Below are 22353 nucleotides of genomic sequence, written 5' to 3'. Positions count from 1 at the left end.
CGACCCCGACGACCCGAGGGAACAGGAGGCACCGTGTCGACCGTCCGTGAGCGGAGCGTCCCGCGCGAGGCAGCCCGTCGCCGTCCGCCCGCCGCGTCCGGGCCCACGCGGGGACGCGGCGGGGCGGGCCGGGGCGCGCTGTGGCCGTACCTGCTGATCGCACCCGCCGTGCTGGGCATGCTCTACCTGCTGCTCTATCCACTGGCCCGCGCGGTGCTCATCTCCGTGCAGGACTTCCGGTTGCGCCAACTCATCCTCGGCGACGCCGAGTTCGTGGGGCTGCGCAACTACCGGACGCTGCTCGGCGACCCGGAGTTCTGGGAGGTGGTGCGCCGCACCTTCGTCTTCATGGCGGTCTGCGTGGTCGCGATCATGGTCCTGTCGACCCTGGTCGCGCTGATGACCGAGCGGCTGGGCAGGGTGGCCAGGACCGTGGTCCTCAGCTCCCTGGTCCTGGTCTGGGCGGTCCCGGTGGTCGCGGCCACCACCGTCTTCCAGTGGCTTTTCCACTCCGAGTTCGGCATCGTCAACGAGACCCTGACCGGCCTGGGCCTCGAATCGTACGAGGGATACACCTGGTTCGCGCACGGCGGCACCGCGTTCGCCATCGTGGTGGTGCTGATCGTCTGGCAGTCCGTGCCGTTCGCGGCGATCACGCTCTACTCGGCGCTGGTCACCGTGCCCGCCGAGCTGTACGAGTCGGCGCGCATGGACGGCGCGGGCGGCACGCGCGTCTTCCGCTCCGTCACCTTCCCGCTGATCCGGCCGATCTTCATGCTCGTCCTGTCGCTCGAGGTCATCTGGACGTTCAAGGCGTTCGTGCAGATCTGGGTGATGACCCGGGGCGGCCCCGGCGAGGCCACCACCATCCTGCCGGTGTACGCCGTGCAGACCGCGCTGGCCGGGCAGCGCTACGACCTGGGGTCGGCCGCCTCGATGCTCACGGTCCTGCTGATGAGCGGCGTCCTCGTCCTGTACTTCCGTCAACTCTTCCGTCAGGAGGGCGAGCAGCTGTGAGCACCCCGCACCCCTCGCCGCGCCGCGCGCTGCGCCGCCTCCCGCTCAACGCGGCGGCCCTGCTCACCGTCGTGGTCTGCCTGTTCCCCGTGTACTGGATGGTCACGACGGCCCTCAAACCGTCCACGGACATCCAGTCGTACGACCCCCGGCTGATCCCCGGCGCGTGGACGCTCGACCACTTCCGGCGGGCCGTCGGGGCCGACGGGTTCGCGCTGTTCTGGCGCAACAGCATCCTGGTCACCCTCAGTGCCGTGCTCCTCGCCCTGCTGGTCGCCCTCGGCGCCGCCTATGCCGTGGCCCGGATGCGCTGGCGCGGGCGCCGGCAGTTCATGCTGGCGGTGTTCATCGCGCAGATGGCGCCCTGGGAGTCGCTGATCATCCCTATCTACATCATCTCCCGCGACACCGGCATGCTCGACCGCCTGCCGACACTCACGCTCATCTACTTCATGATCACGCTGCCGTTCACCGTGGTGGTGCTGCGCGGCTTCATCGCGGGCATCCCGCCCGAACTGGAGGAGGCCGCGCAGGTGGACGGGTGCACCCGGGGCGCCGCCTTCCGCAAGGTCGCGTTCCCACTGCTGGCGCCCGGTCTGATGGCCACCTCGCTGTTCGGCTTCATCACCGCGTGGAACGAGTTCACCTACGCCAACTTCCTCATCATCAAGCAGCAGGACAGCCGGACGCTGCCGGTCTGGCTCTCCTCGTTCCAGTCGACCTTCGGCACCGACTGGGGAGCCACCATGGCGGCCTCCACCCTCTTCGCCCTCCCCGCGCTGGTCGTCTTCCTCGCCCTGCAACGCCATGTGACCGCCGGGCTCGCCTCGGGAGGCGTCAAGGGCTGACCGTTAGGCCCTCCCCGCTCTCCCCCACCCCGCCGCGCACCGCCGACCCCCCGGAGCCGTCCCGTGGACCTGCCACGCCCCGAACTGGCCCTCGTACCCCTCCCCCGGCGCCTCTCCACCCGTGCCGGCCGCTTCCGCCTCGACGACACGACCCGGCTGCGGGTCACCCCGGGCGCCGGACCGGCCGCCGCCCTGCTGCGCACCCTCCTCGCCCCCGCCACGGGGCTTCCCCTGCCGACGGCCGCCGACGGCACCTTCGTCCTCGCCCTCGACCCCGCCCTGACCGGCCTCGGCGACGAGGGCTACGGCCTGACCGTCAGCCCGCAGGGCGTCCTCCTGCGCGCCGCCCGCCCGGCCGGACTCCTGCGCGGTGTGCAGACGGTGCGGCAACTGCTGCCGTACGAGGCCCTGTCCGGGCGACCGGTGCGCGGGGTGCCGTGGGAGCTGCCCGCGGTGGAGATCACCGACGTGCCCCGGTACGCCTGGCGCGGCTCCATGCTCGACGTGGCCCGGCACTTCCAGCCGGTGTCCTACCTGCGGCGCTACGTCGACCTGATGGCGCTGCACAAGCTGAACGTGTTCCATCTCCACCTCACCGACGACCAGGGCTGGCGGATGCCGGTGACCGCGTATCCGCGGCTGACCGAGGTCGGCGGAGCACGGGCGGAGTCGATGGCGGGGCCCGCGGGCAGCGACCGCTTCGACGGCGTCCCGCACGGCGGGTCCTACACCCGGGCGGAGCTGCGGGACCTGGTGGCGTACGCGGCCGAGCGCGGCGTGAGCGTGCTCCCGGAGATCGGGCTGCCCGGGCATGTCCGCGCCGCACTGGCCGCCCACCCCGAGCTGGGCACCGACCCCGGACGGCGCCTGGGCGTGTGGACGCACTGGGGGGTGTGCGAGAACGTCCTGGGCACCGACGACCACGTCCTGGACTTCTTCCGGACCGTCCTGGACGAGGTCATGGACGTCTTCCCCGCGCCGTACGTCCACATCGGGGGCGACGAGTGCCCCACCGTCGAGTGGGAGCGCAGCGCGGCGGCCCGCGCCCGGGCCGCCCGGGAAGGGCTGCCGGATCCCCGCGCCCTGCACCCCTGGTTCATCGCCCGCATGTCCGAGCACCTGGTGGGCGCGGGCCGCCGGCCGGTCGTGTGGGCCGAGAACGGCGTCACCCTCCCCCTGGAGTGCACGGTGATGAGCTGGCGCGAACCCGGCCACGCACACGCGGCGGCACGGCGCGGGCACGAGGTCGTGCACGCCGACCACCGGGCGACATACTTCGACTACCCGCGCGGCCCCGGCCCCGGCGAACCGCCCGGCCAGCCCGGCGGGATCGTCGACCTGCGCGCGGTGTACGACGTGCACCTCACCCCGCCCGCGCCCGTGGACGCGTCCCGGGTGCTGGGCGCCCAGGGCCAGTTGTGGACCGAGTTCGTGCCCACCGGGGCGCACGTCGAGTACCTCACCTACCCGCGGCTGTGCGCGCTCGCCGAGCGGGTCTGGGACGGCACGTCCGGCTGGCGGGACTTCACGTCCCGGCTGGCCGGGCACCGGGCCCGCCTGGACGCCCTGGACGTGCCGCACGCCGACCCGCCGGCCCCCGTGCCGACGCTCCACACCCCGAACTTCACACCCCCCACGCTCCCGCACCCGCGGAAGCCCTGCCGAAAGGATTCCCGATGAGCGACCGACCCACCGGCCCACTCACCAGCCGAACCACCGGCCGAACCGGACCCGGGCGCGCCCGACTCGCGCTCGCCCTGGCGGCTCTGCTCGGCGGCGGCGCCCTGACCGCCCTCCCCGCCCAGGCCGCCCCCGCGGCGGACGGCCTCAGCGTCCAGTACCGCACCAGCGCGGGCGGGGCCACCGCGGACCAGACCGAACCCTGGCTGAAGGTCCGCAACACCGGCCCCTCCCCCGTCCAGCTCAGCCAGGTGAAGGTCCGCTACTACTTCAAGGCCGACTCCCCCAGCGACTCCTACCGCTTCGCCTGCTCCTGGGCGGTACGCGGCTGCTCGGTCGTCACCGGCACGTTCGGCACGCTGAGCAACCCGACGGCGACCGCCGACCGCTACCTGGAGATCGGCTTCACCCAGGCGGCCGGCACGCTGGCTCCCGGCGCGGACACCGGCGACCTCCAACTGCGGTTCCACCGGACCAACTGGCAGACGGTCCGGCAGAGCGACGACTACTCCTTCAACGGCGCCCAGACCTCGTACGCGAACTGGGACAAGGTCACCGCTCAGCTCGCCGGTGCCACCGTGTGGGGCACGGCCCCCGAGGGCAACGACCCGACCGACCCCACCGATCCCACGGACCCGCCCGGCGACGGGCAGGCGCTGTTCGACGACTTCGACTACAGCTCGCACACCGACCCCGCGATCTCCGCGCACGGCTGGAGCGTGCGCGCCAACTCCGGCGGCCCCGGCGTCCCCGGCGCCACCTGGGACCCGTCGAAGGTCACCTTCGTGTCCTCCGGGGGCAACTCGGTGATGAACCTGGAGACCTCCACGGCGGGCACCGGCGCGTCCACCACCCACACCGAGGTCCTCACGCGGGCCACGAAGTTCAGGAACGGCACCTACGCCGCGCGCGTGAAGTTCTCCGACGCGCCGAAGTCGGGGCCGGACGGGGACCACCTGGTGCAGACGTTCTTCACCATCAACGACCTCAAGGCACCGATGGCCGACGACTACGCCGAGTACGACTTCGAGTACCTGCCCAACGGCGGGTGGGGCGAGCCGGCGAACATCCTGTACACGACCTCCTGGGAAACCTACAACCCCGATCCCTGGCAGGCCGTCAACCAGCACTCCGAGCAGCGCCGGAGCTACGCGGGCTGGCACGATCTGGTCGTCACGATCGACGACAGCGCCATCACGTACTACGTGGACGGGCAGCACTTCGGCACCCATGACGCGCAGTACCTGCCCGAGCGGCCGATGTCGATCAACTTCAACCAGTGGCTGATCGACCTGAACGGCCAGACGTCGACGACCCCGCGCGCCTACGACCAGCAGGTCGACTACGTCCTGCACGTCAAGGACCAGGTGCTCACCCCGGCCCAGGTGGCCGCGAAGGTCGCCGGGTACCGGGACGCCGGTACGGACTTCGTGGACGAGGTCCCTGCCTCCTGACCCCTGGCGGGGACGGTCAGAACAGCCGCTCCTGGGCGGGTGCGGGCCGTCCCCGCCGGTTGCGGGGCCGGGTGCCCGGCGCGGGCGCCTCCTCCCCGAACAGGGGGGCGGTGCCGTACTCGTCCGGCTCGGCCGGCACGGTGGCGGGGCCGGTGCCCACGTTGAGGACCAGCGGGGCGTCCCGGTCGAAGTCGCCCGGTGTCATCGCCACCCACTCACGGTCCTGCCGCTCTCCCACGCACCGACACCTCTCTCGCGCCGCCCGCCGCGACCACGCGACGCTACCAGCCCCGCGGCCACCCGGTGATCACGGCTCCGACCTGGCTCCCTCCCATCGTTCCCGGCTCTCCACCCACCGACGCATTGTGATTGATTCTGCGCTGAATGAAGGTTATTCGATCAACTTCGTGCATCGACTCTCTCCTTTCGAACCCTTGACAGGGGCAGGATCCGGTCGATTTACTCCCGATCAACGCCGATGTCATGCGATCGGCGGCAGAGGTACGCCCAGCCGGTAGCTGGCTCGACGCCAGAAGCCCGGACTGAGTCGCCAGGACTGCCATGCGCGTCCGAGGCGGGGCCGTGCCCACCACCCTCCGGAGCTCGAACCATGAGCCGCACGCAGGTGCACACCTCGAAGAAGCCGGTTCTGGCGGGCGTCTGCGCCGCCGCCGTCCTCGCCACCGCCGCCGCCCTCGTCCCGGGCAGCACCCCGGCCGAGGCCGCGGTACCGGCACCGCCCCCCGCGCACGCGGACTTCGACTACCAGATCGGCGGCGCCTACGCCCCGCCGGCCGGCGTACGGGTGGTCAGCCGCGACCACACGGCCTCCCCCGCGGCGGGCCTCTACAACATCTGCTACGTCAACGCCTTCCAGGCGCAGCGCGGTGCCGAGGACGAGTGGGACGACGACCTGCTGCTGCGCGACGCGGACGGCGACATCGTCTACGACACCGAATGGAAGGAGGCCCTGCTCGACCTGCGCACCGCCGACAAGCGCGAGCGCGTCGCCGAGAAGATCGGCACCTGGATCGACAGCTGCGGCAACAAGGGTTTCCAGGCGGTCGAGCCGGACAACTACGACAGCTACACCCGCTCGCACAAGCTCCTCGACGCCGCCGACGCCCAGGCGTTCATCAAGCTGCTCGCGGAGCGCGCGCACGCCGACGGGCTGGCCGTCGGACAGAAGAACACCGTCGAACTCGCCGGGAACCGTGTGGCGAACGGTCTGGACTTCGCCGTGGCCGAGGAGTGCGGCGAATGGGACGAGTGCGGCGACTACACGGCCGAGTTCGGCGACCACGTCATCGTCATCGAGTACACCGCCAAGGGCCTGTCGAAGGCCTGCTCCGGGTTCGCGGACACGCTCAGCATCGTCCGGCGCGACCTGGACGTCTCGCCGAAGGGCAGCAGCTCCTACGTCCGTGAGACCTGCTGACTTCACCCACGGCCAGTCCTTGGAGGTACAGATGGATGCGGTCCGACGTGCCGCACGGCCCTCCCGCAGGAGGGTGCTGCGGTCGGCCGGAGGCGCGGCGCTCACGGCGGTCGCGGGCACCGCGCTGACCGGCTGCGGAGCCGGCAAGGATGACGGCGTCGGCCCCGACGGCACGGTCACCATCGAGATGTGGCACGGCCAGGCCGACACCGCGAAGAAGGTCCTGCAGGGCCTGGTGGCCGACTTCGAACGCAGCCACCCGCGCATCAAGGTGTCGATGGGCGGCGGGGTGCTGTCGGACGTGATGCTCCAGAAGGTGACCGCCGCCCTCGCCGCCGGGTCCTACCCGGACATCGCCTACATCTTCGGCTCGGACCTGGCGCGGGTGGCCCGCAGCCCGCAGGTCGTCGATCTGACCGAGGAGGTCGAGTCCGGTCCCGTGCCGTGGAAGAACCACTGGGCGGCGGCCCGGGAGGCCGTGACGATCAACGGTCAGGTCAGGGCCGCTCCGGCACTGCTCGACTCACTCGCCGTGGTCTGCAACAGGAAGCTGTTCCGCGAGGCCGGGCTGCCGCTGCCGAAGGCCGGCTGGAGCTGGCAGGACTTCGTCACCTGCGCGCGTCGCCTGACCGACAGCGGCCGCGGCCGGTTCGGCACCGGCTGGCCCGGCACCGGCGACGAGGACACCGTGTGGCGCCTGTGGCCGATGATCTGGGACCTCGGCGGCGACGTCATCGACGACAGCGGCAAGGGGATCGGCTTCGCCGACTCCGGCACCCGCGCGCTGGAGGTGGTGGCCGGCCTGGTCCGCGACAAGAGCGTCTACATCGACCCCAAGCCCGGCAGCGAGCAGATGTACCAGGTGTTCCTCTCCGGCCGCATGGGCATGGTGGTCACCGGTCCTTGGCAGCTGCCCGACATCGAGCACGCGGGGATCGACTACCACGTCGCTCCCCTGCCGTCCTTCAGCGGGCGCCCGGTGACCATCTCGGGACCCGACACCTGGACCGTGTTCGACAACGGCGAGGCGCGGTCCCGTGCCGCCCGCACCTTCCTGGACTGGCTCTCGCGGCCCGAGCAGGACGTGCGCTGGGACATCGAGGCCGGCAGCCTCCCGCTCAGCCGCCGCACCGAGTCCCTGCCCGCCTGGCAGGACAAGGTCGCCCGCACCGAGGGACTGGCCGTGTTCACCAAGGCCCTGGAGACGGCGCGCGTGCGCCCCGTCCACCCGGCGTACCCGGAGGTCTCGCAGGCGCTGGGGCAGGCGATCGTCGCCGTGCTCCTGGGGCGCGGCACTCCCGAGAAGGCGTTGCGCGCCTGCGCCGACGACGCCAACGCCGCCCTGCTCATACCGCGCTGAGGAGCCACACCGCCATGCCGCGCCTCCCCCAACCCATCACCCTCGCGGGTCCGCCGCCGGAGCCACGTGCCCTGCGCACCAAGCGCCGGCGCGAGACGGGCACCGCCTGGGCCTTCGTCTCACCGGCGGTCCTCATCGTCCTGGGCCTGAGCATCGTGCCCGTGGTCTGGTCGCTGCTGCTGTCCTTCCAGGCCAGTGACCTGGTGACGCCAAGCCGCTGGGTCGGCCTCGACAACTACCGCGCCCTCGCCCAGGACCCCCACTTCAGTCAGGCGGTCCGCAACACCCTGCTCTACACGGTGCTGTACGTGCCGCTGAGCATGTTCTTCGGACTGGCCCTCGCCCTGGTGCTGAACCGGAGCATCCGTCTGGTCGGCCTCTACCGCACCCTGATCTTCGTGCCGTTCGTCCTGTCGGCGACCGCGCAGGGCGTGCTGTTCTCCTTCATCCTGGACCCGGAGTTCGGCGCCGCCAACTCGGTGCTGCACCGACTCGGCATCTCGTCGCAGGGCTTCCTCTCCGATCCGTCCCAGGCGCTGCTGGTGCTGGTGGCGATCACCCTGTGGAGCGGCACCGGGTTCTGTGTCGTCGTCTATCTCGCCGCCCTCCAGGACGTTCCGCAGTCCCTCGTCGAGGCGGCCCGCCTCGACGGTGCCGGCCGTCGGCATCTGCTGCGCCACGTCACGCTGCCCACCCTCACCCCGGTCACCGTCTTCCTGGTGGTGTGGCAGGCCATCCAGTCCCTCCAGGTCTTCGACCTCGTGTACGTCACCACCAAGGGCGGTCCGCTCGGCTCGACCACGGTGATCGTCTACTTCATCTGGGAGCAGGCCTTCAAGAACGCCACCGCCGGATACGGGGCCTCGGCCGCGTACGTCCTGGCCGTCGCCCTCGCCCTGGTCGCCGGGTCCGTCCGCATCGTCCGGCGTCGGGGACGCCACCGTCTCGAAGGGGCCCGATCATGACGGCGACCTCCACCCGGCCCGAAACCGTCCACACCGTCGCGACGAAGCCCGCCGGCATCGAACGGAACCGGCGGCGGCTCCCGTTCAGCCCGTGGCACCTGCTGCTCGCGCCGCTCGCCCTCACCTTCGCCGTGCCGCTGGTCTGGCTGCTGCTGAGTTCGGTGATGAGCAACGCGGAGATCAACCGCTTCCCGCCGGCCCTGTGGCCGTCCGGCATCGATCTCGGCGGCTACCGCTACGTGCTGGGCAACGCGATGTTCCCCCGCTGGTTCGCCAACTCGCTGATCGTCTCGGCGGTCACCGTCACCGCGAACCTCGTCTTCGGCTCGCTCGCCGGGTACGCCTTCGCCCGGATGCGGTTCGCGGGGTCCCGGGTGCTGCTGGGGCTGATGCTCGCCACCATGGCGGTGCCGTTCCAGCTGACGATGATCCCGACCTTCCTGGTGATGAAGAAGTTCGGGCTCATCGACACCCTGGGCGCGCTGATCGTGCCGTCGCTGGTCACCCCGTTCGCGGTCTTCCTGCTGCGGCAGTTCTTCCTCTCGCTGCCCAGGGAGCTGGAGGAGGCCGCCTGGATCGACGGCTGCTCCCGGCTGCGGGTGCTGTTCCGCATCGTGCTGCCGCTGTCGCGGCCGGCGCTGAGCACGGTGGCCGTGCTCACCTTCCTCACCACGTGGAACGACCTGACCTGGCCGCTGATCGCGATCAACCACGACACGCAGTACACGCTGCAACTGGGCCTGACCACGTTCCAGGGACAGCATCACACCCAGTGGGCCGCGGTGATGGCCGGCAACGTCATCACCGTGCTGCCGGTGCTGCTCGCCTTCCTCGGCGCGCAGAAGACCTTCATCCAGTCGATCACCTCCAGCGGTCTCAAGGGCTGACGTCCCGCCACGTCCCGGCCCTCCCGCACCGCCGTCACTCCGTCATCCCAGGGAAGACCCATGCCGCACACCCTCGACCTGCTCGTCGTCGGCGATGCCAACCCCGACGTCGTCCTCGGGCCGCTCGACGCCCCGCTCGCCTTCGGGCAGCGCGAACAACTCGTGGCCGACGGCGCCCTCACGCTCGGCGGCTCCGCCGCGATCATGGCCTGCGGCGCCGCCCGCCTCGGTCTGCGGGTGGCGTTCGCCGGGCGGGTCGGCGACGACGACGCGGGCCGCTACATGCGCGACAGCCTCCGTTCGCACGGCGTCGACACCACGGCCCTGCGCACCGATCCGCGCCTGGCCACGCCGCTCACCGTCGTCCTGACCCTGGCCGAGGGGGACCGCGCCATCGTGACGGCGCCGGGCACCCTGCGGTCCACGACGGCCTCCGACGTCCCGGCCGACCTGCTGGCCGCGGCCCGTCACGTGCACGCCGCGTCGTACTTCCTGCTGCCCGGCCTCGCCGCCGGTCTGCCCGCCCTGCTGCGCACCGCGCGCTCGAACGGCGCCACGACGTCCCTCGACACGAACGACGACCCCTCGGGGCGCTGGGACCCGCCCGGTCTCGACGCCGTCCTCGCCCACACCGACTACCTGCTGCCCAACGCGGCCGAGGCGCGGCGGCTCGCCGGACTCGACACCACCGACCTCGGCGAGTCCGCGGCCGCCCTCGCGAAACGCGGACCGACGGTCGTCGTCAAGAACGGGGCCGAGGGCGCCCTGTGCCACGACGGCCGCACCCTGCTCTGCACGCCGGGCATCCCGGCGCGGCCCGTCGACACGGTGGGCGCCGGCGACAGTTTCGACGCCGGCTTCGTCGCCGCCCTCCTCGCCGGGCTCGCCCTGCCCGACGCCCTCGAACTCGCCGCCGTCTGCGGCGCGCTGTCCACCCGCGCCCACGGCGGCACGACCGCCCAGCCCACCTGGGACGAAGCGTTCGCCCAGGTCACCCGCAACGGAAAGAACCCCGCATGAGCACCGCCCAGCCGACCGCCCCCAAGATCACCTTCGTCGGAGCCGGCAGCGTCGTCTTCACCCAGGGCCTGCTCGCCGACCTCTTCGCGTTCGACGAGCTGAAGTCCGCGCACATCGCGCTGCACGACATCGACGCGGAGCGCCTGTCCACCGCGCGGGCCGCGGCCGAGTACATCGCCGCCGAACGCGGTGCCCGCCCGCGTGTCACCGCGCACGCCGACCGCCGCGAGGCCCTCGCCGGCGCCGACTTCGTCATCAACATCGTGCAGGTCGGCATGCGGGAGGCGACCCGCACCGACTTCGAGGTGCCGGCCCGGTACGGGCTGCGCCAGACCATCGGCGACACCCTCGGCGTCGGCGGCATCTTCCGCGCCCTGCGCACCTTCCCGCTGCTCAGGGAGTTGGGTCGGGACATCGCCGAGCTGTGCCCGGACGCCTGGCTGCTCAACTACACCAACCCGATGGCGATGAACGTCCAGTACCTCGCCGAGGCGACCGGCCTGACCCGGGTGGTGGGACTGTGCCACTCCGTCTACTGGACCATCCAGAGCCTGTGCGACCTGCTCAAGGTCCCCTACGAGGAGGTCACCTACCGGGCCGCGGGCGTCAACCACCAGGCGTGGGTGCTCCGTCTGGAGCACGGCGGCATTGACCTGTACCCGCGGCTCGACGCCCTGATCGCCGAGGACGAGCAGTTGCGCCGGCGGGTGCGCGTCGACATGTACCGGCGCCTGGGCGCGTACCCGACCGAGACCAGCGAGCACTCCTCCGAGTACGTCCCCTGGTACCTGCACCACGACAGCGAGATCGACCGGCTGCGGCTGCCCGTCGGCGCCTACCTGGACATCGTGGACGAGAACGTCGCCGAGTACGAGCGGACCCGGGACGCGCTGGCCTGCGGCGCCCCGCTCACCGTCGAGGGCACCATGGAGTACGCCCCGCAGATCATCCACAGCATCGTGACCGGCACGCCGCGCACGATCTACGGCAACGTGCCGAACCACGGCCTGATCGACAACCTGCCCGCCCACGGCGCCGTCGAAGTGCCGTGCCTGGTCGACTCCTCGGGCATCCAGCCCACCCGCATCGGCGCGCTGCCCCCGCAACTGGCGGCCCTCAACCGCACCTACCTGAGCACCACCGACCTGGTGGTGCGGGCCGCGACGGAGGACGACCCGCGGCACATCAGGCACGCCGCGATGACCGACCCGGCGACGGCAGCGACGCTGCGGGTCGAGCAGATCTGGGAGCTGTGCGACGACATGGTCCGTGCCCACGGTGACCGGCTCCAGCCGGGGCTGCGGGCGGTGCTCGGCCGCTGAGCCGACGCGACCGGCGCGAGGCACACGACGAGGGACGAACACGACGAGGGAGGCGGGACGATGCCCCGAGTGACGCTGGCGCTGGTCGGTGCCGGTCTGCGCGGGCTGACGTACGCACGCCACGCGCGGGACACCGGCGCGGGCGAGGTGGTGGCGGTGGCCGAACCGGACCCCGTGCGCCGGGCCGCGGCCGGGCGGGAGTTCGGTGTGCCGGCGCACCGCCTGTACACCGGCTGGGAGGAGCTGGCGGGGCGGGAACGGCTGGCGGACGCGGCGGTGGTCGCCACCCAGGACCGCCTGCACACGGCGCCCGCGGTCCGGTTGGCGGGACTCGGCTACCACCTGCTGCTGGAGAAACCGATGGCGACCGAGGAGCGGGAGGCGACGGCCGTCGCCGAGGCCGCGGAGCGGGCCGGAATCATGCTCGCGGTCTGTCACGTCCTGCGCTACACGCCCTACACGCGGGCCCTCAAGTCCCTGCTGGACAGCGGCCGGATCGGCAGGCTGACCAGCGTGGAACACCTGGAGCCGGTCGGCTGGTGGCACCAGGCGCACTCGTTCGTGCGCGGCAACTGGGGCCGCAGCGACACCTCGGCACCGATGCTGCTCACCAAGGCGTGTCACGACGTGGACTGGCTGGTCCACCTCGTCGGCAGCACGCCGCGGCGGGTCTCCTCCTTCGGGTCGCTCAGCCATTTCCGCGCCGACGCCGCGCCCGCCGGGGCGGCCGCACGCTGCCTGGACTGCTCGGTCGAGGCGGACTGCCCGTACTCGGCCAAGCGGCTCTACCTCGGCTGTCTGGGCGACGCGGACAGCGAGTTCTGGCCGCTGTCCGCGGTGACGGACACCTTCACCGAGGAGGGCGTGGAGCGGGCGCTGCGCACCGGCCCCTACGGGCGTTGCGTGTACGCCTGCGACAACGACGTCGTGGACCACCAGGTCGTCGCCATGGAGTTCGCCGACGGCGCCACCTGCTCGTTCACCATGAGCGCCTTCACGCCGATGGGGCACCGGCGCACCCGGCTGCACGGCACGCACGGCTTCGCCGAAGGGGACGGGACGAGCATCAGGCTGGTCGACTTCCGCACGGGCGCCGAGTCGGTGGTGGATCCCGAGATCACGGCGGGGGCTTCGGCGGCCGAGCGGGGACGAGGCGCTGGTCGACGCGTTCCTCGACGCGGTCGCCACCGGCGACGCGAGCGCCCTGGCGTCGGACGCGGCCGCGAGTCTGGCGAGCCACCGGGTCGTCTGGGCCGCGGAACGGGCCCGCCGTACCGGCGAGGTGGTCACCGTCGGCTCGTGACGCGGACGCTTGGCGCGGCCCCGCGTACGGGGGATGACACGGGGCCGCACCTGCAAGCTATCGAAGTAATCCGCTCCCGGCCAGACCCGGCGCCCTCGCGGTCGCCGCACCCGTCCGGCTCTGCCCGTTCGGGCAGCTCCCTCTGCCTCGGCGTCTCCTGACTCCCCGCCACCGCCGCGTTACGTTCCTCCGGTGAGCATCACGTCCCGGCGAGCGGCCTGGTGAACGACGAGCGGCTGACCGTGGCGGAGGCGACCGGCCGCACGGACGAGGCACCGCCGGAGCAGGCGGAGCAGCCCCCGAAGCGGAAGCGGAAGCGCCGGGGCCCCGGACTCCTCACCCTGCTGCTGTTGCCGGCTCTGGTGACCGTCATCGGTGTGGCCTCCTTCCTCGCCCTGACGGGCGGCCTGCCGAACCCCTGGCCCGACGACTCGGACACGAAACGGTCCTCGGGAGTCGACGTCGACCCGTCCTACGTCCCGTGGCTGCGCAAGGCGGCCTCGGCCTGCACCGTCCTCGACCCGTCCGTGCTCGCCGCCCAGATCGACCAGCTCTCCGGCTGGAGCGACGACACGGACGAGCTGTCGGGGCAGAAGGGCATCGCCGCCTTCACCGACTCCGAGTGGCGGACCTGGGGCAAGGACGACGACGGCAACGGCAAGGCCTCGCCGCGCGAACCGGCGGACGCCATCATGGCGCTGGGCCGGCGGGACTGCTCCCTGGCCGAGAAGGTGACCGAGCTGCGCACCGAGGGCAGGGTCAACGGCGACCTCGTGGACCTGACGCTGGCCGCGTACGCGACCGGAACGGACGCCGTGACGAAGGCGGGACGCGTCCCGGCGGAGGCGGAGACCTACCTCGCCGAGGTCCACAAGCTCCTCCCCCGCTACGAGGCGCTCGACCGGGAGGACCCCGCCGGCGCGGGCGGGGCGGCCGGCGCCCTGCTGACCGCCCCGGTCAGCCCGCTCACCATCACCTCGCCCTACGGATCGCGCGAGCATCCGCTGACCGGCGTGACCAAGCTGCACACCGGCGTGGACTTCGCGGCGCCCCAGGGTGCGCAGGTCGTCGCCGCGCGCGGGGGGCGCGTGGTGTTCGCGTCGCCGACCAGCGCGTACGGCAACCGTGTCGTGGTCGACCACGGGACCATTCAGGGCAAGCGGCTGGAGACGACGTACAGCCACCTGTCCGCCCTGGAGACCGCCGTGGGGCAGTCGGTGGAGGCCGGGACACCGATCGGCCGGGTCGGCTCCACCGGCCTGTCCACCGGCCCGCACCTCCACTTCGAGGTCGTCCTCGACGGCTACTACACGGACCCGCAGCCCTGGCTGGTCGGCGGCGGCTAGCCGCCGCCGGACAGGGAACTCCTTACAAGGAGGCAGGTGTGCCCGCCCTCCGGGCGCGGTGTCACTCCCGCCGCGCGCGTTTGATCCGCCGGATACCGTCCAGGGACACAACATGACCCAGTCCAAGCACGAGACAGAACGCAAGTACGAGCCCGCCACCCGCGGCACCGGCGGGCTGCCCGACCTCACCGGTGTCGGTCCGGTCGCCTCGGTCACCGAGGCCGCGTCCGAGAAGCTGGACGCGCTGTACCACGACACCGAGGATCTGCGTCTCGTCGCGACCTCGGCCACGCTGCGCCGTCGGACCGGCGGTGCGGACGCCGGCTGGCATCTGAAGCTGCCGCTCACCGGGGACACCCGGGAAGAGGTGCGGGCCCCGCTGTCCGACGAGGTGCCCCCGGCGCTGCGCGAGCTGGCCCTGTCCCGCACCCGGGGCGCCCGCCTGCGCCCGGTCGTCCGGATCCGCTCCAGGCGGACCGTGCGGCACCTGTGCGACGCGAAGGGCAGGGTCCTCGCCGAGCTGAGCCTCGACGACGTGCGCGCCGACTCGCTGCTGCCGGGCGGCGGCCGTGCCGAGTGGAGCGAACTGGAGGTCGAACTCACGGACGGGACGGACCCCGGTCTGCTGGACCGCGTGGAGAAGAAGCTCCGCAAGAAGGGCGTCGTCCGGTCCGACAGCCCCTCCAAGCTCGCCCGCGCGCTGCGGGACACCGGCTCGCGAACCGGGCGGGCGGTGCCGGAGCCCGCCGAGGTGGTTGCGGCGTCCCCCGGCTCGTACGTGCTCGGGTATCTGCGCGAGCAGGTCGGCAAGCTGGTCGCCCTGGACCCGGCGGTCCGGCGCGACCTGCCCGACGCCGTGCACCAGATGCGCGTCACGTGCCGCCGTCTGCGCAGCTGCCTGCGCTCGTACCGGTCGGTGCTCGACCGCGGGACCACCGATCCAATACGCGCGGAACTCAAGTGGCTGGCGGGCGAGCTGGGCGTGGCGCGGGACCAGGAGGTACTGCGCGACCGCATCGGCACCGCGCTGGACGACCTGCCCGACGACCTGGTGCTCGGCCCCGTCGCCGCCCGGCTTCGGGTGTGGGACGTGTCCCGCGGCGCCGACGCGCTGACACGGACGCGCGAGGCCCTGGACTCGCCCCGCTATCTGCTGCTCCTCGACGCGCTGGACGGGCTGCTGCGGGAGCCGCCACTGCGCGCCAAGGCGTCGGGCAAGCCGGCCCGGACGATGGCCGCGGCGGTCCTCAAGGAGTACGGCCGCCTCGCCGGGCGGATGGAGCACGCCTTCGCGCAGGAGCCCGGTCCGGCGCGGGCGACGGCCCTGCACGAGGCCCGCAAGGAGGCCAAGAAGGTCCGCTACGCGGCCGAGGTCGCGCGTCCCGCGTTCGGCAAGCCCGTCGCGCGGCTCGGCAAGCGGGTCAAGAAGGTGCAGAAGGTGCTCGGCGAGCACCAGGACGCGGTCGTCGCCCAGGAAGCCCTGCGGGCGCTGGGCGTGGCCGCGCACGCGGCGGGCGAGTCCGCCTTCACCTGGGGGCTGCTGCACGGCAGGGAGCGGGCGGGCGCGGAGGCGCGGCAGCGGGAGCTGCCGGAGGTGTGGGGGGCGGCCTCGGACCCGGCGCTGCGCGCTCCGCTGGAGCACTGAGCGCCGCCCGGCCCCTCGGAGGCACCCGCCACCGAGGGGCCGGGCGGCCCGCGTCAGTGCGTCGGGCCCGGATGGGTCCCGGGGCCCTCACCGTGCCCGGCCAGGGGTGTCGGCGAGAGGTCGGCCGGTTCCTCGTCGGCCTCCAGCAGGGTGTCGGCGGCGCCCACGATCAGCGGGTCGGGCCGGCCGACGGCCCGGTGGTCCTTGGCGGGGTAGTCGCAGCGGTCCAGCAGGCTGCGCATCGCCTCCAGCCGGCCGCGGCGCTTGTCGTTGTTCTTGACCACCGTCCAGGGCGCGTGCTCGGTGTCGGTGGCCCGGAACATGTCGACCTTCGCCGCCGTGTAGTCGTCCCAGCGGTCCAGCGAGGCGAGGTCCGTCGGCGACAGCTTCCAGCGGCGTACCGGGTCGACCCGGCGGATCGCGAAACGGGTCCGCTGCTCGGCCCGGGAGACGGAGAACCAGAACTTCACCAGCAGGATGCCGTCATCGGTGAGCATGCGTTCGAACAGCGGCGCCTGTTCGAGGAACGCGCGGTACTCGGGCTCGGTGCAGAAGCCCATCACGCGTTCGACGCCCGCCCGGTTGTACCAGGAGCGGTCGAAGAAGACGATCTCGCCGGCGGAGGGGAGGTGGGCGACGTAGCGCTGGAAGTACCACTGGCCGGCCTCCTTCTCGGTCGGTTTGTCCAGGGCGACCACGCGTGCGCCGCGAGGGTTCAGACGTTCGGTGAAGCGCTGGATGGTGCCGCCCTTGCCGGCCGCGTCACGGCCTTCGCACAGCACCACGATCCGCTGTCCGGACTCCTTGACCCAGCGCTGCATCTTGAGCAGCTCGATCTGCAGAACCCGCTTCTCGCGCTCGTAGTCGGTCCTGCGCACCTTGCGGTCGTAGGGGTGGTTCTCCCGCCAGGTGTCGATGGGGGTCCGGTCGGCGTTGAGGAGGACCGGCTTCTCCGGTCTGCGCTCGTCGATCCGCAGGCCGTCGAGGAGGTTCGCCTCGGTGGGCTCTTCGTCGCGCGGCGCCCCGTCCTCGCGATCCGCCCCGTCCCGGCTCACGCGGCGCGCTCCCGCCGGGGCAGCGCGCGCACGGCCGCGGCCGGTGTGCGGGCGGCCCGCACCCGGTAGGTCGTCCGCGCCGGGTCGGCGACGGGGTCGCCGAGGGTGATCCGCCCGGCGGCGTGCAGCGCGTCGCACTCGGCGGTGGGCAGCGCGACGTAGCAGCCGCCTCTCCCGGTGGCGGAGTCCAGCGGGCGCCAGTAGCTGTACCTGCGCCGCCCGCCCTCGCGCACGGTGACGAAGACGGGGGTGCGCGCGTCGGCGACTATCCGCAGGACCTCGGCCTCCCCCTGGCCGAGCGGGGCGTGGCGCGCGGTGGCACGGGAGGCGGCGGTCCGCGGTCGGACGGCGTGAAGCGGCATCGGCAATGGCCCTTCCAGGTCAGTGACTCGAGACCGCCTACCCGGTCCGGCCGGTGTTGATCTCGGTTACCCGCATTCTGCGGCACCACACTGACAACGACGTGATCCGCGCGCCGGAACTCCCAGGTCAGCCGAGGGCGGAGGCGCTCGCATGGCCGCCCGCGCGGCTCAGGGGGTGCGGATTGACGCGGGCGAAGCCCTCCTGGCGCTCGTAGGGGAAGTACGGGTAGGGGGCGGCCTTGGCGCTCGCGGCGTCGAGCCGGGCCACCTGGTCCTCGGTCAGGGACCATCCCACGGCGCCGAGGTTCTGCCTGAGCTGGTCCTCGTTGCGGGCGCCGATGAGGACCGAGGAGACGGTCGGGCGCCGCAGCAGCCAGTTGATGGCGATCTGCGGGACGGTCCGGCCGGTCTCCTCCGCGATGGCGTCGAGGCAGTCCGTGACGCGGAAGAGGAGGTCGTCCGCGACGGGCGGCCCGTAGTCGGCGGTGGCGTGCAGCCGGCTGCCGGGTGGCAGGGGCCGGCCGCGGCCGATCCGGCCGGTGAGCCGTCCCCATCCCAGGGGGCTCCAGACGACGGCTCCGACCCCCTGGTCGACGGCCAGCGGCATCAGCTCCCACTCGTAGTCCCGTCCGACGAGGGAGTAGTAGACCTGGTGCGCGGCGTAGCGCTGGTACCCGTGGGTGTCCGCGTCGGCCAGCGACTTCATCAGCTGCCACCCGCTGAAGTTCGAGACGCCGGTGTAGCGGAGCTTCCCGGCGCGTACGAGGTCGTCGAGGGTGGCCAGCACCTCGTGCACCGGGGTGCCGGCGTCGTAGGCGTGCAGTTGGAAGAGGTCGATGTGGTCCGTGCCGAGCCGGCGCAGGGCCTGGTCGACGGCCTTGATCAGACGCGTCCGCGAGGTCCCGGCGTCCCCCGGGCCGTCCCCCGTCGGCAGGCCGGCCTTGGTGGAGATCAGCACTTGGTCGCGCCGTCCCTTGACGGCGGCGCCGAGGACTTCCTCCGAGGCGCCCGCGGAGTAGACGTCGGCGGTGTCGAACATGGTCACCCCCGCCTCCAGGCAGATGTCGACCAGCCGGCGTGCCTCGGCCGCGTCCGTGTCGCCCCAGGCGCCGAACAGTTCGCCGCGCCCGCCGAAGGTGCCCGCGCCGAAGCTCAGTGCCGGGACCATCAGCCCGGACGCGCCCAGTCTCCTGTATTCCACAACCGCATCCCCTCGTCCGGCCGTCGCGCACGACGACGGCTTTTAACGGGACTTTTGTTCCGTTAACGTGGGACCCACGCTAGCACCAGTCACCGCATTAATGGAACAGGAGTCCCGTTATGGCGTCCGAGAGCACAGGCCACGGCACCGTTCGCCCCGGCGGCCGCACCGCACGGGTGCGGTCCGCCGTACTCCGGGCGGCCGGCGACGCGCTGACGGAGCACGGACTGGCCGGCCTGGACCTGGCCGACGTGGCGCGCCGCGCTGAGGTCGGCAGGACGACGGTCTACCGCCGCTGGGGAACCCCGGCCCATCTGGTCGCCGACCTGCTCGCGGACATGGCGGAGCAGTCACTGCCCCGCACCGAGTCCGGCTCACTCCTCGGCGACCTGCGGGCGAACGCCCGGCTGGTGCAGCGCACGCTGGCCGACCCCCGCCAAGGCGCCCTGTTCAAGGCCGTCCTGGCCGCCGCCACCTGCGACCCGCAGACGGCGGCCGCCCTGCACCGGTTCTACGAGGTCCGCGTCGCGGAGTGGGAGCCCTGCGCCCGGCAGGCCGTGGATCGCGGCGAACTGCCGGCGGCCACCGACACCCACGAGGTGATCCGGGCCGTCTCCGCCCCCCTCTACTACCGACTGCTGACCACCGGCGACCCGCTCGACGAGGCGGCGGCCGACCGCGCCGCGGAGGCCGCCGCGACGGCGGCGCGGGCCGGGGTCTTCACCCGGCCGACGACCTGACGGGCGGTCCGAGCGGGGCCGCCCGGACCGAAGAGTTGCCCGAACTCTTGCCCGGACTCTTGCCCGATCGAGGTCTCACTACTTAAATCACACCTTGAACTAAGCCGCCGCGTACTGCGGTTGGCGCTGGGCCACTCCTTGTCCGCACCCGCAGAAAGCCCACAGATGAGACTCAGATCCTTGGGTGTCGCGCTCGTCGCCACGGCGGCGCTCGTCACCCTTCCCGCGCCCCTCACGGCCACCGCGGCCGACACGCCCCTCTCCCAGGGCCGCACGGCCACGTCGTCGTCGGCCGAGAACGCCGGAACGCCCTCCGGCAACGCCGTCGACGGGAACACGAGCACCCGCTGGTCGTCGGCCGCGAGCGACGACCAGTGGCTCCAGGTCGACCTGGGCGCCACCGCGTCCGTGACCCGGGTCGTCCTCGACTGGGAGGCGGCCTACGGCAAGGACTACAAGATCCAGCTCTCCCCGGACGGGAGCACCTGGACCGACGCGAAGACGGTGACCGGCGGCGACGGCGGCACCGACACCCTGGACGTCTCGGGCCAGGGACGGTATGTCCGCATGCAGGGCGTCCACCGGGCCACCGACTGGGGCTACTCCCTGTGGGAGTTCCAGGTCTTCGGCACCACGGGCCCCGCCGTCCCCGGCTCCTGCGACAGCGCCGACGCCGCGCGCGGCAAGCCCGCCTCGGCCTCCTCCGTCGAGAACGCCGGGACACCCGCCGCCGCGGCCTTCGACGGCGACGCCGGCACCCGCTGGTCCAGCCAGGCCTCGGATCCGCAGTGGCTGCGGGTCGACCTGGGCGCGGTGCGCGACCTGTGCAAGGTGGACCTGCACTGGGAGGCCGCCCACGCCAAGGACCTCCGGATCGAGGCCTCCTCGGACGGACAGAGCTGGCACACGCTGAAGAGCGTCACCGGCGCCACGGGGGGCAAGGCCTCCTACGACGTCAGCGGCTCGGGGCGGTACGTCCGCGTGTACGGCACCGCGCGTGCCACGGGCTACGGCTACTCGCTCTGGGAGTTCGCCGTGCACACCGGCACCACCGGCACTCCCCCGATCGAGGGCGGCGGCGACCTGGGCCCGAACGTCATCGTCGTGGACCCCTCGACCCCGAACCTCCAGCAGCGCTTCGACCAGGTCTTCGCCCAGCAGGAGTCGGCCCAGTTCGGCAGCGGGCGCTACCAGTTCCTGCTGAAGCCGGGCACCTACAACGGCATCAACGCCCAGCTCGGCTTCTACACCTCGGTCTCCGGCCTGGGCCTCAACCCCGACGACGTCCAGCTCAACGGCGACATCACGGTCGACGCCGGCTGGTTCAACGGCAACGCCACGCAGAACTTCTGGCGTTCGGCCGAGAACCTCGCCATCCGGCCCGTGAGCGGCACCAACCGCTGGGCGGTGGCCCAGGCGGCACCCTTCCGCCGCATCCACGTCCAGGGCGGCCTCAACCTCGCGCCCAACGGCTACGGCTGGGCCTCCGGCGGCTACATCGCGGACTCGAAGGTCGACGGCACGGTCGGCCCCTACTCGCAGCAGCAGTGGTACACCCGCGACAGCTCGGTGGGCGGCTGGACCAACGGCGTCTGGAACATGACGTTCACCGGGGTCGAGGGCGCGCCCGCGAGCAACTTCGAGACCGGCCCGTACACCACGCTCGACACGACGCCGATCTCCCGTGAGAAGCCGTTCCTCTACCTGGACGGCAACGAGTACAAGGTGCGGGTGCCGGCCAAGCGGACCAACGCCCGCGGGGTGTCCTGGCCCGCCAACGCGGGCGGCACCTCGCTGCCGCTCAGCCAGTTCTACGTGGTCAAGCCGGGCGCGACGGCCACGACCATCAACGCCGCGCTCGACCAGGGCCTCAACCTGCTGTTCACGCCCGGGGTCTACCACATCGACAAGACCATCGAGGTCGACCGCGCCAACACCGTCGTGCTGGGCCTCGGCCTGGCCACGATCATCCCGGACGGCGGCGTCGACGCCATGCACGTGGCCGACGTGGACGGTGTGCGGCTCGCGGGCTTCCTGATCGACGCCGGGCCGCAGAACTCCGAGACGCTGCTGCGCATCGGGGCGCCCGGTTCGAGCGCGGACCACGCGGCCAACCCGACCACCATGCAGGACGTGTTCATCCGCATCGGCGGCGCGGGACCGGGCAAGGCCACCGACTCCGTCGTGGTCAACAGTGACGACGTGCTGATCGACCACACCTGGATCTGGCGCGCCGACCACGGCGAGGGCGTCGGCTGGGAGACCAACCGCGCCGACTACGGCCTGCGCGTCAACGGCGACGACGTCCTCGCGACGGGACTGTTCGTCGAGCACTTCAACAAGTACGACGTGTACTGGAGCGGCGAACGCGGACGGACCATCTTCTTCCAGAACGAGAAGGCGTACGACGCCCCGAACGAGGCCGCCATCACCCACGACGGCATCGTCGGCTACGCGGCCTACAAGGTCGCCGACTCGGTGAACGAGCACGAGGCGGTGGCCCTGGGCAGCTACTGCAACTACACGTCCGATCCGGGCATCGTCCAGCACCACGGGTTCCAGGTGCCGGTCAAGCCGGGCGTCAGGATGCGCCACCTCCAGGTGATCTCGCTGGGTGGCATGGGCCAGTACCGGCACGTCATCAACGACACCGGCGCGCCCACGTCGGGGACGAGCACCGTGCCGTCCAAGGTCACGCAGTTCCCGTGAC

General features: G+C 72.2%; 19 protein-coding genes. 15 read left to right on the top strand and 4 right to left on the bottom strand.

Translation table 11 applies throughout. The features are described 5' to 3' along the window. Nucleotides 1–33 precede the first annotated feature (33 nt). The 4 genes from ACGF3J_RS23570 (at nt 34) to ACGF3J_RS23555 (ending at nt 4999) form a co-directional block, all read left to right on the top strand. Nucleotides 34–1017: a carbohydrate ABC transporter permease gene (locus ACGF3J_RS23570; RefSeq protein ID WP_161326493.1), complete on the top strand. Its 984-nt coding sequence runs from the start codon at nt 34–36 to the stop codon at nt 1015–1017. Continuing rightward, on the top strand, nt 1014–1865 hold the full coding sequence (locus ACGF3J_RS23565) for a carbohydrate ABC transporter permease (RefSeq protein ID WP_393854659.1): 852 nt from the start codon (nt 1014–1016) through the stop codon (nt 1863–1865). The genes ACGF3J_RS23570 and ACGF3J_RS23565 overlap by 4 nt, the downstream gene beginning before the upstream one ends. A gap of 63 nt (nt 1866–1928) precedes the next feature. After that, a complete protein-coding gene (locus tag ACGF3J_RS23560; RefSeq protein ID WP_393854658.1) occupies nt 1929–3545 on the top strand; it encodes a beta-N-acetylhexosaminidase in 1617 nt (538 codons plus the stop codon). After that, a complete protein-coding gene (locus ACGF3J_RS23555) occupies nt 3542–4999 on the top strand; it encodes a cellulose binding domain-containing protein (RefSeq protein WP_393854657.1) in 1458 nt (485 codons plus the stop codon). Before ACGF3J_RS23560 ends, ACGF3J_RS23555 begins: the two co-directional genes overlap by 4 nt. A gap of 16 nt (nt 5000–5015) precedes the next feature. Here ACGF3J_RS23555 and ACGF3J_RS23550 read toward each other — a convergent pair whose 3' ends face one another. Then, nucleotides 5016–5237, bottom strand: a complete 222-nt coding sequence (locus tag ACGF3J_RS23550; protein WP_161327279.1) for a hypothetical protein — start codon at nt 5235–5237, stop codon at nt 5016–5018. A 372-nt stretch (nt 5238–5609) separates the two neighbouring features. On the opposite strand from ACGF3J_RS23550, the gene ACGF3J_RS23545 reads away from it, so the two are divergent. From ACGF3J_RS23545 to ACGF3J_RS23505, 9 genes are all read left to right on the top strand, one after another. Further along, a complete protein-coding gene (locus ACGF3J_RS23545) occupies nt 5610–6437 on the top strand; it encodes an endo alpha-1,4 polygalactosaminidase (protein WP_393854656.1) in 828 nt (275 codons plus the stop codon). Nucleotides 6438–6468: 31 nt separating this feature from the next. Next, nucleotides 6469–7797 (top strand): ABC transporter substrate-binding protein, encoded by a 1329-nt coding sequence (locus ACGF3J_RS23540; RefSeq protein WP_393854655.1) that lies wholly within the window; start codon nt 6469–6471, stop codon nt 7795–7797. A gap of 14 nt (nt 7798–7811) precedes the next feature. Then, nucleotides 7812–8762: a carbohydrate ABC transporter permease gene (locus tag ACGF3J_RS23535; protein ID WP_393854654.1), complete on the top strand. Its 951-nt coding sequence runs from the start codon at nt 7812–7814 to the stop codon at nt 8760–8762. After that, nucleotides 8759–9649, top strand: coding sequence for a carbohydrate ABC transporter permease (locus tag ACGF3J_RS23530; protein ID WP_393854653.1), 891 nt, complete (start codon nt 8759–8761; stop codon nt 9647–9649). The genes ACGF3J_RS23535 and ACGF3J_RS23530 overlap by 4 nt, the downstream gene beginning before the upstream one ends. A 60-nt stretch (nt 9650–9709) precedes the next feature. Further along, nucleotides 9710–10669: a carbohydrate kinase family protein gene (locus tag ACGF3J_RS23525; RefSeq protein WP_161327284.1), complete on the top strand. Its 960-nt coding sequence runs from the start codon at nt 9710–9712 to the stop codon at nt 10667–10669. Further along, nucleotides 10666–11991 (top strand): alpha-glucosidase/alpha-galactosidase, encoded by a 1326-nt coding sequence (locus ACGF3J_RS23520; RefSeq protein ID WP_393854652.1) that lies wholly within the window; start codon nt 10666–10668, stop codon nt 11989–11991. Before ACGF3J_RS23525 ends, ACGF3J_RS23520 begins: the two co-directional genes overlap by 4 nt. Nucleotides 11992–12051: 60 nt before the next feature. Continuing rightward, on the top strand, nt 12052–13455 hold the full coding sequence (locus ACGF3J_RS23515; RefSeq protein ID WP_393854651.1) for a Gfo/Idh/MocA family protein: 1404 nt from the start codon (nt 12052–12054) through the stop codon (nt 13453–13455). 60 nt (nt 13456–13515) lie between these two features. Continuing rightward, nucleotides 13516–14640 (top strand): M23 family metallopeptidase, encoded by a 1125-nt coding sequence (locus tag ACGF3J_RS23510; protein WP_393854650.1) that lies wholly within the window; start codon nt 13516–13518, stop codon nt 14638–14640. Nucleotides 14641–14752: 112 nt separating this feature from the next. Next, on the top strand, nt 14753–16285 hold the full coding sequence (locus ACGF3J_RS23505) for a CHAD domain-containing protein (RefSeq protein ID WP_393854649.1): 1533 nt from the start codon (nt 14753–14755) through the stop codon (nt 16283–16285). Nucleotides 16286–16338: 53 nt separating this feature from the next. Here ACGF3J_RS23505 and ppk2 read toward each other — a convergent pair whose 3' ends face one another. The 3 genes from ppk2 to ACGF3J_RS23490 form a co-directional block, all read right to left on the bottom strand. Further along, a complete protein-coding gene (gene ppk2, locus ACGF3J_RS23500; RefSeq protein ID WP_393854648.1) occupies nt 16339–17340 on the bottom strand; it encodes a polyphosphate kinase 2 in 1002 nt (333 codons plus the stop codon). Further along, nucleotides 17337–17702, bottom strand: coding sequence for a hypothetical protein (locus ACGF3J_RS23495; RefSeq protein ID WP_393854647.1), 366 nt, complete (start codon nt 17700–17702; stop codon nt 17337–17339). The genes ppk2 and ACGF3J_RS23495 overlap by 4 nt, the downstream gene beginning before the upstream one ends. A gap of 127 nt (nt 17703–17829) precedes the next feature. Continuing rightward, nucleotides 17830–18903, bottom strand: a complete 1074-nt coding sequence (locus tag ACGF3J_RS23490; RefSeq protein ID WP_393854646.1) for an aldo/keto reductase — start codon at nt 18901–18903, stop codon at nt 17830–17832. A gap of 119 nt (nt 18904–19022) precedes the next feature. On the opposite strand from ACGF3J_RS23490, the gene ACGF3J_RS23485 reads away from it, so the two are divergent. Next, on the top strand, nt 19023–19643 hold the full coding sequence (locus ACGF3J_RS23485) for a TetR/AcrR family transcriptional regulator C-terminal ligand-binding domain-containing protein (protein ID WP_393854645.1): 621 nt from the start codon (nt 19023–19025) through the stop codon (nt 19641–19643). Between the two features lie 165 nt (nt 19644–19808). Then, complete coding sequence (locus tag ACGF3J_RS23480) at nt 19809–22352, top strand: discoidin domain-containing protein (protein WP_393854644.1); 2544 nt, start codon at nt 19809–19811, stop codon at nt 22350–22352. The last annotated feature ends 1 nt before the right edge of the window (nt 22353 follow it).

The organism is Streptomyces sp. NPDC048171 (assembly GCF_043202655.1).
Classification (GTDB): Bacteria; Actinomycetota; Actinomycetes; order Streptomycetales; family Streptomycetaceae; genus Streptomyces.
This window is presented reverse-complemented; position numbering and strand designations above follow the sequence as displayed.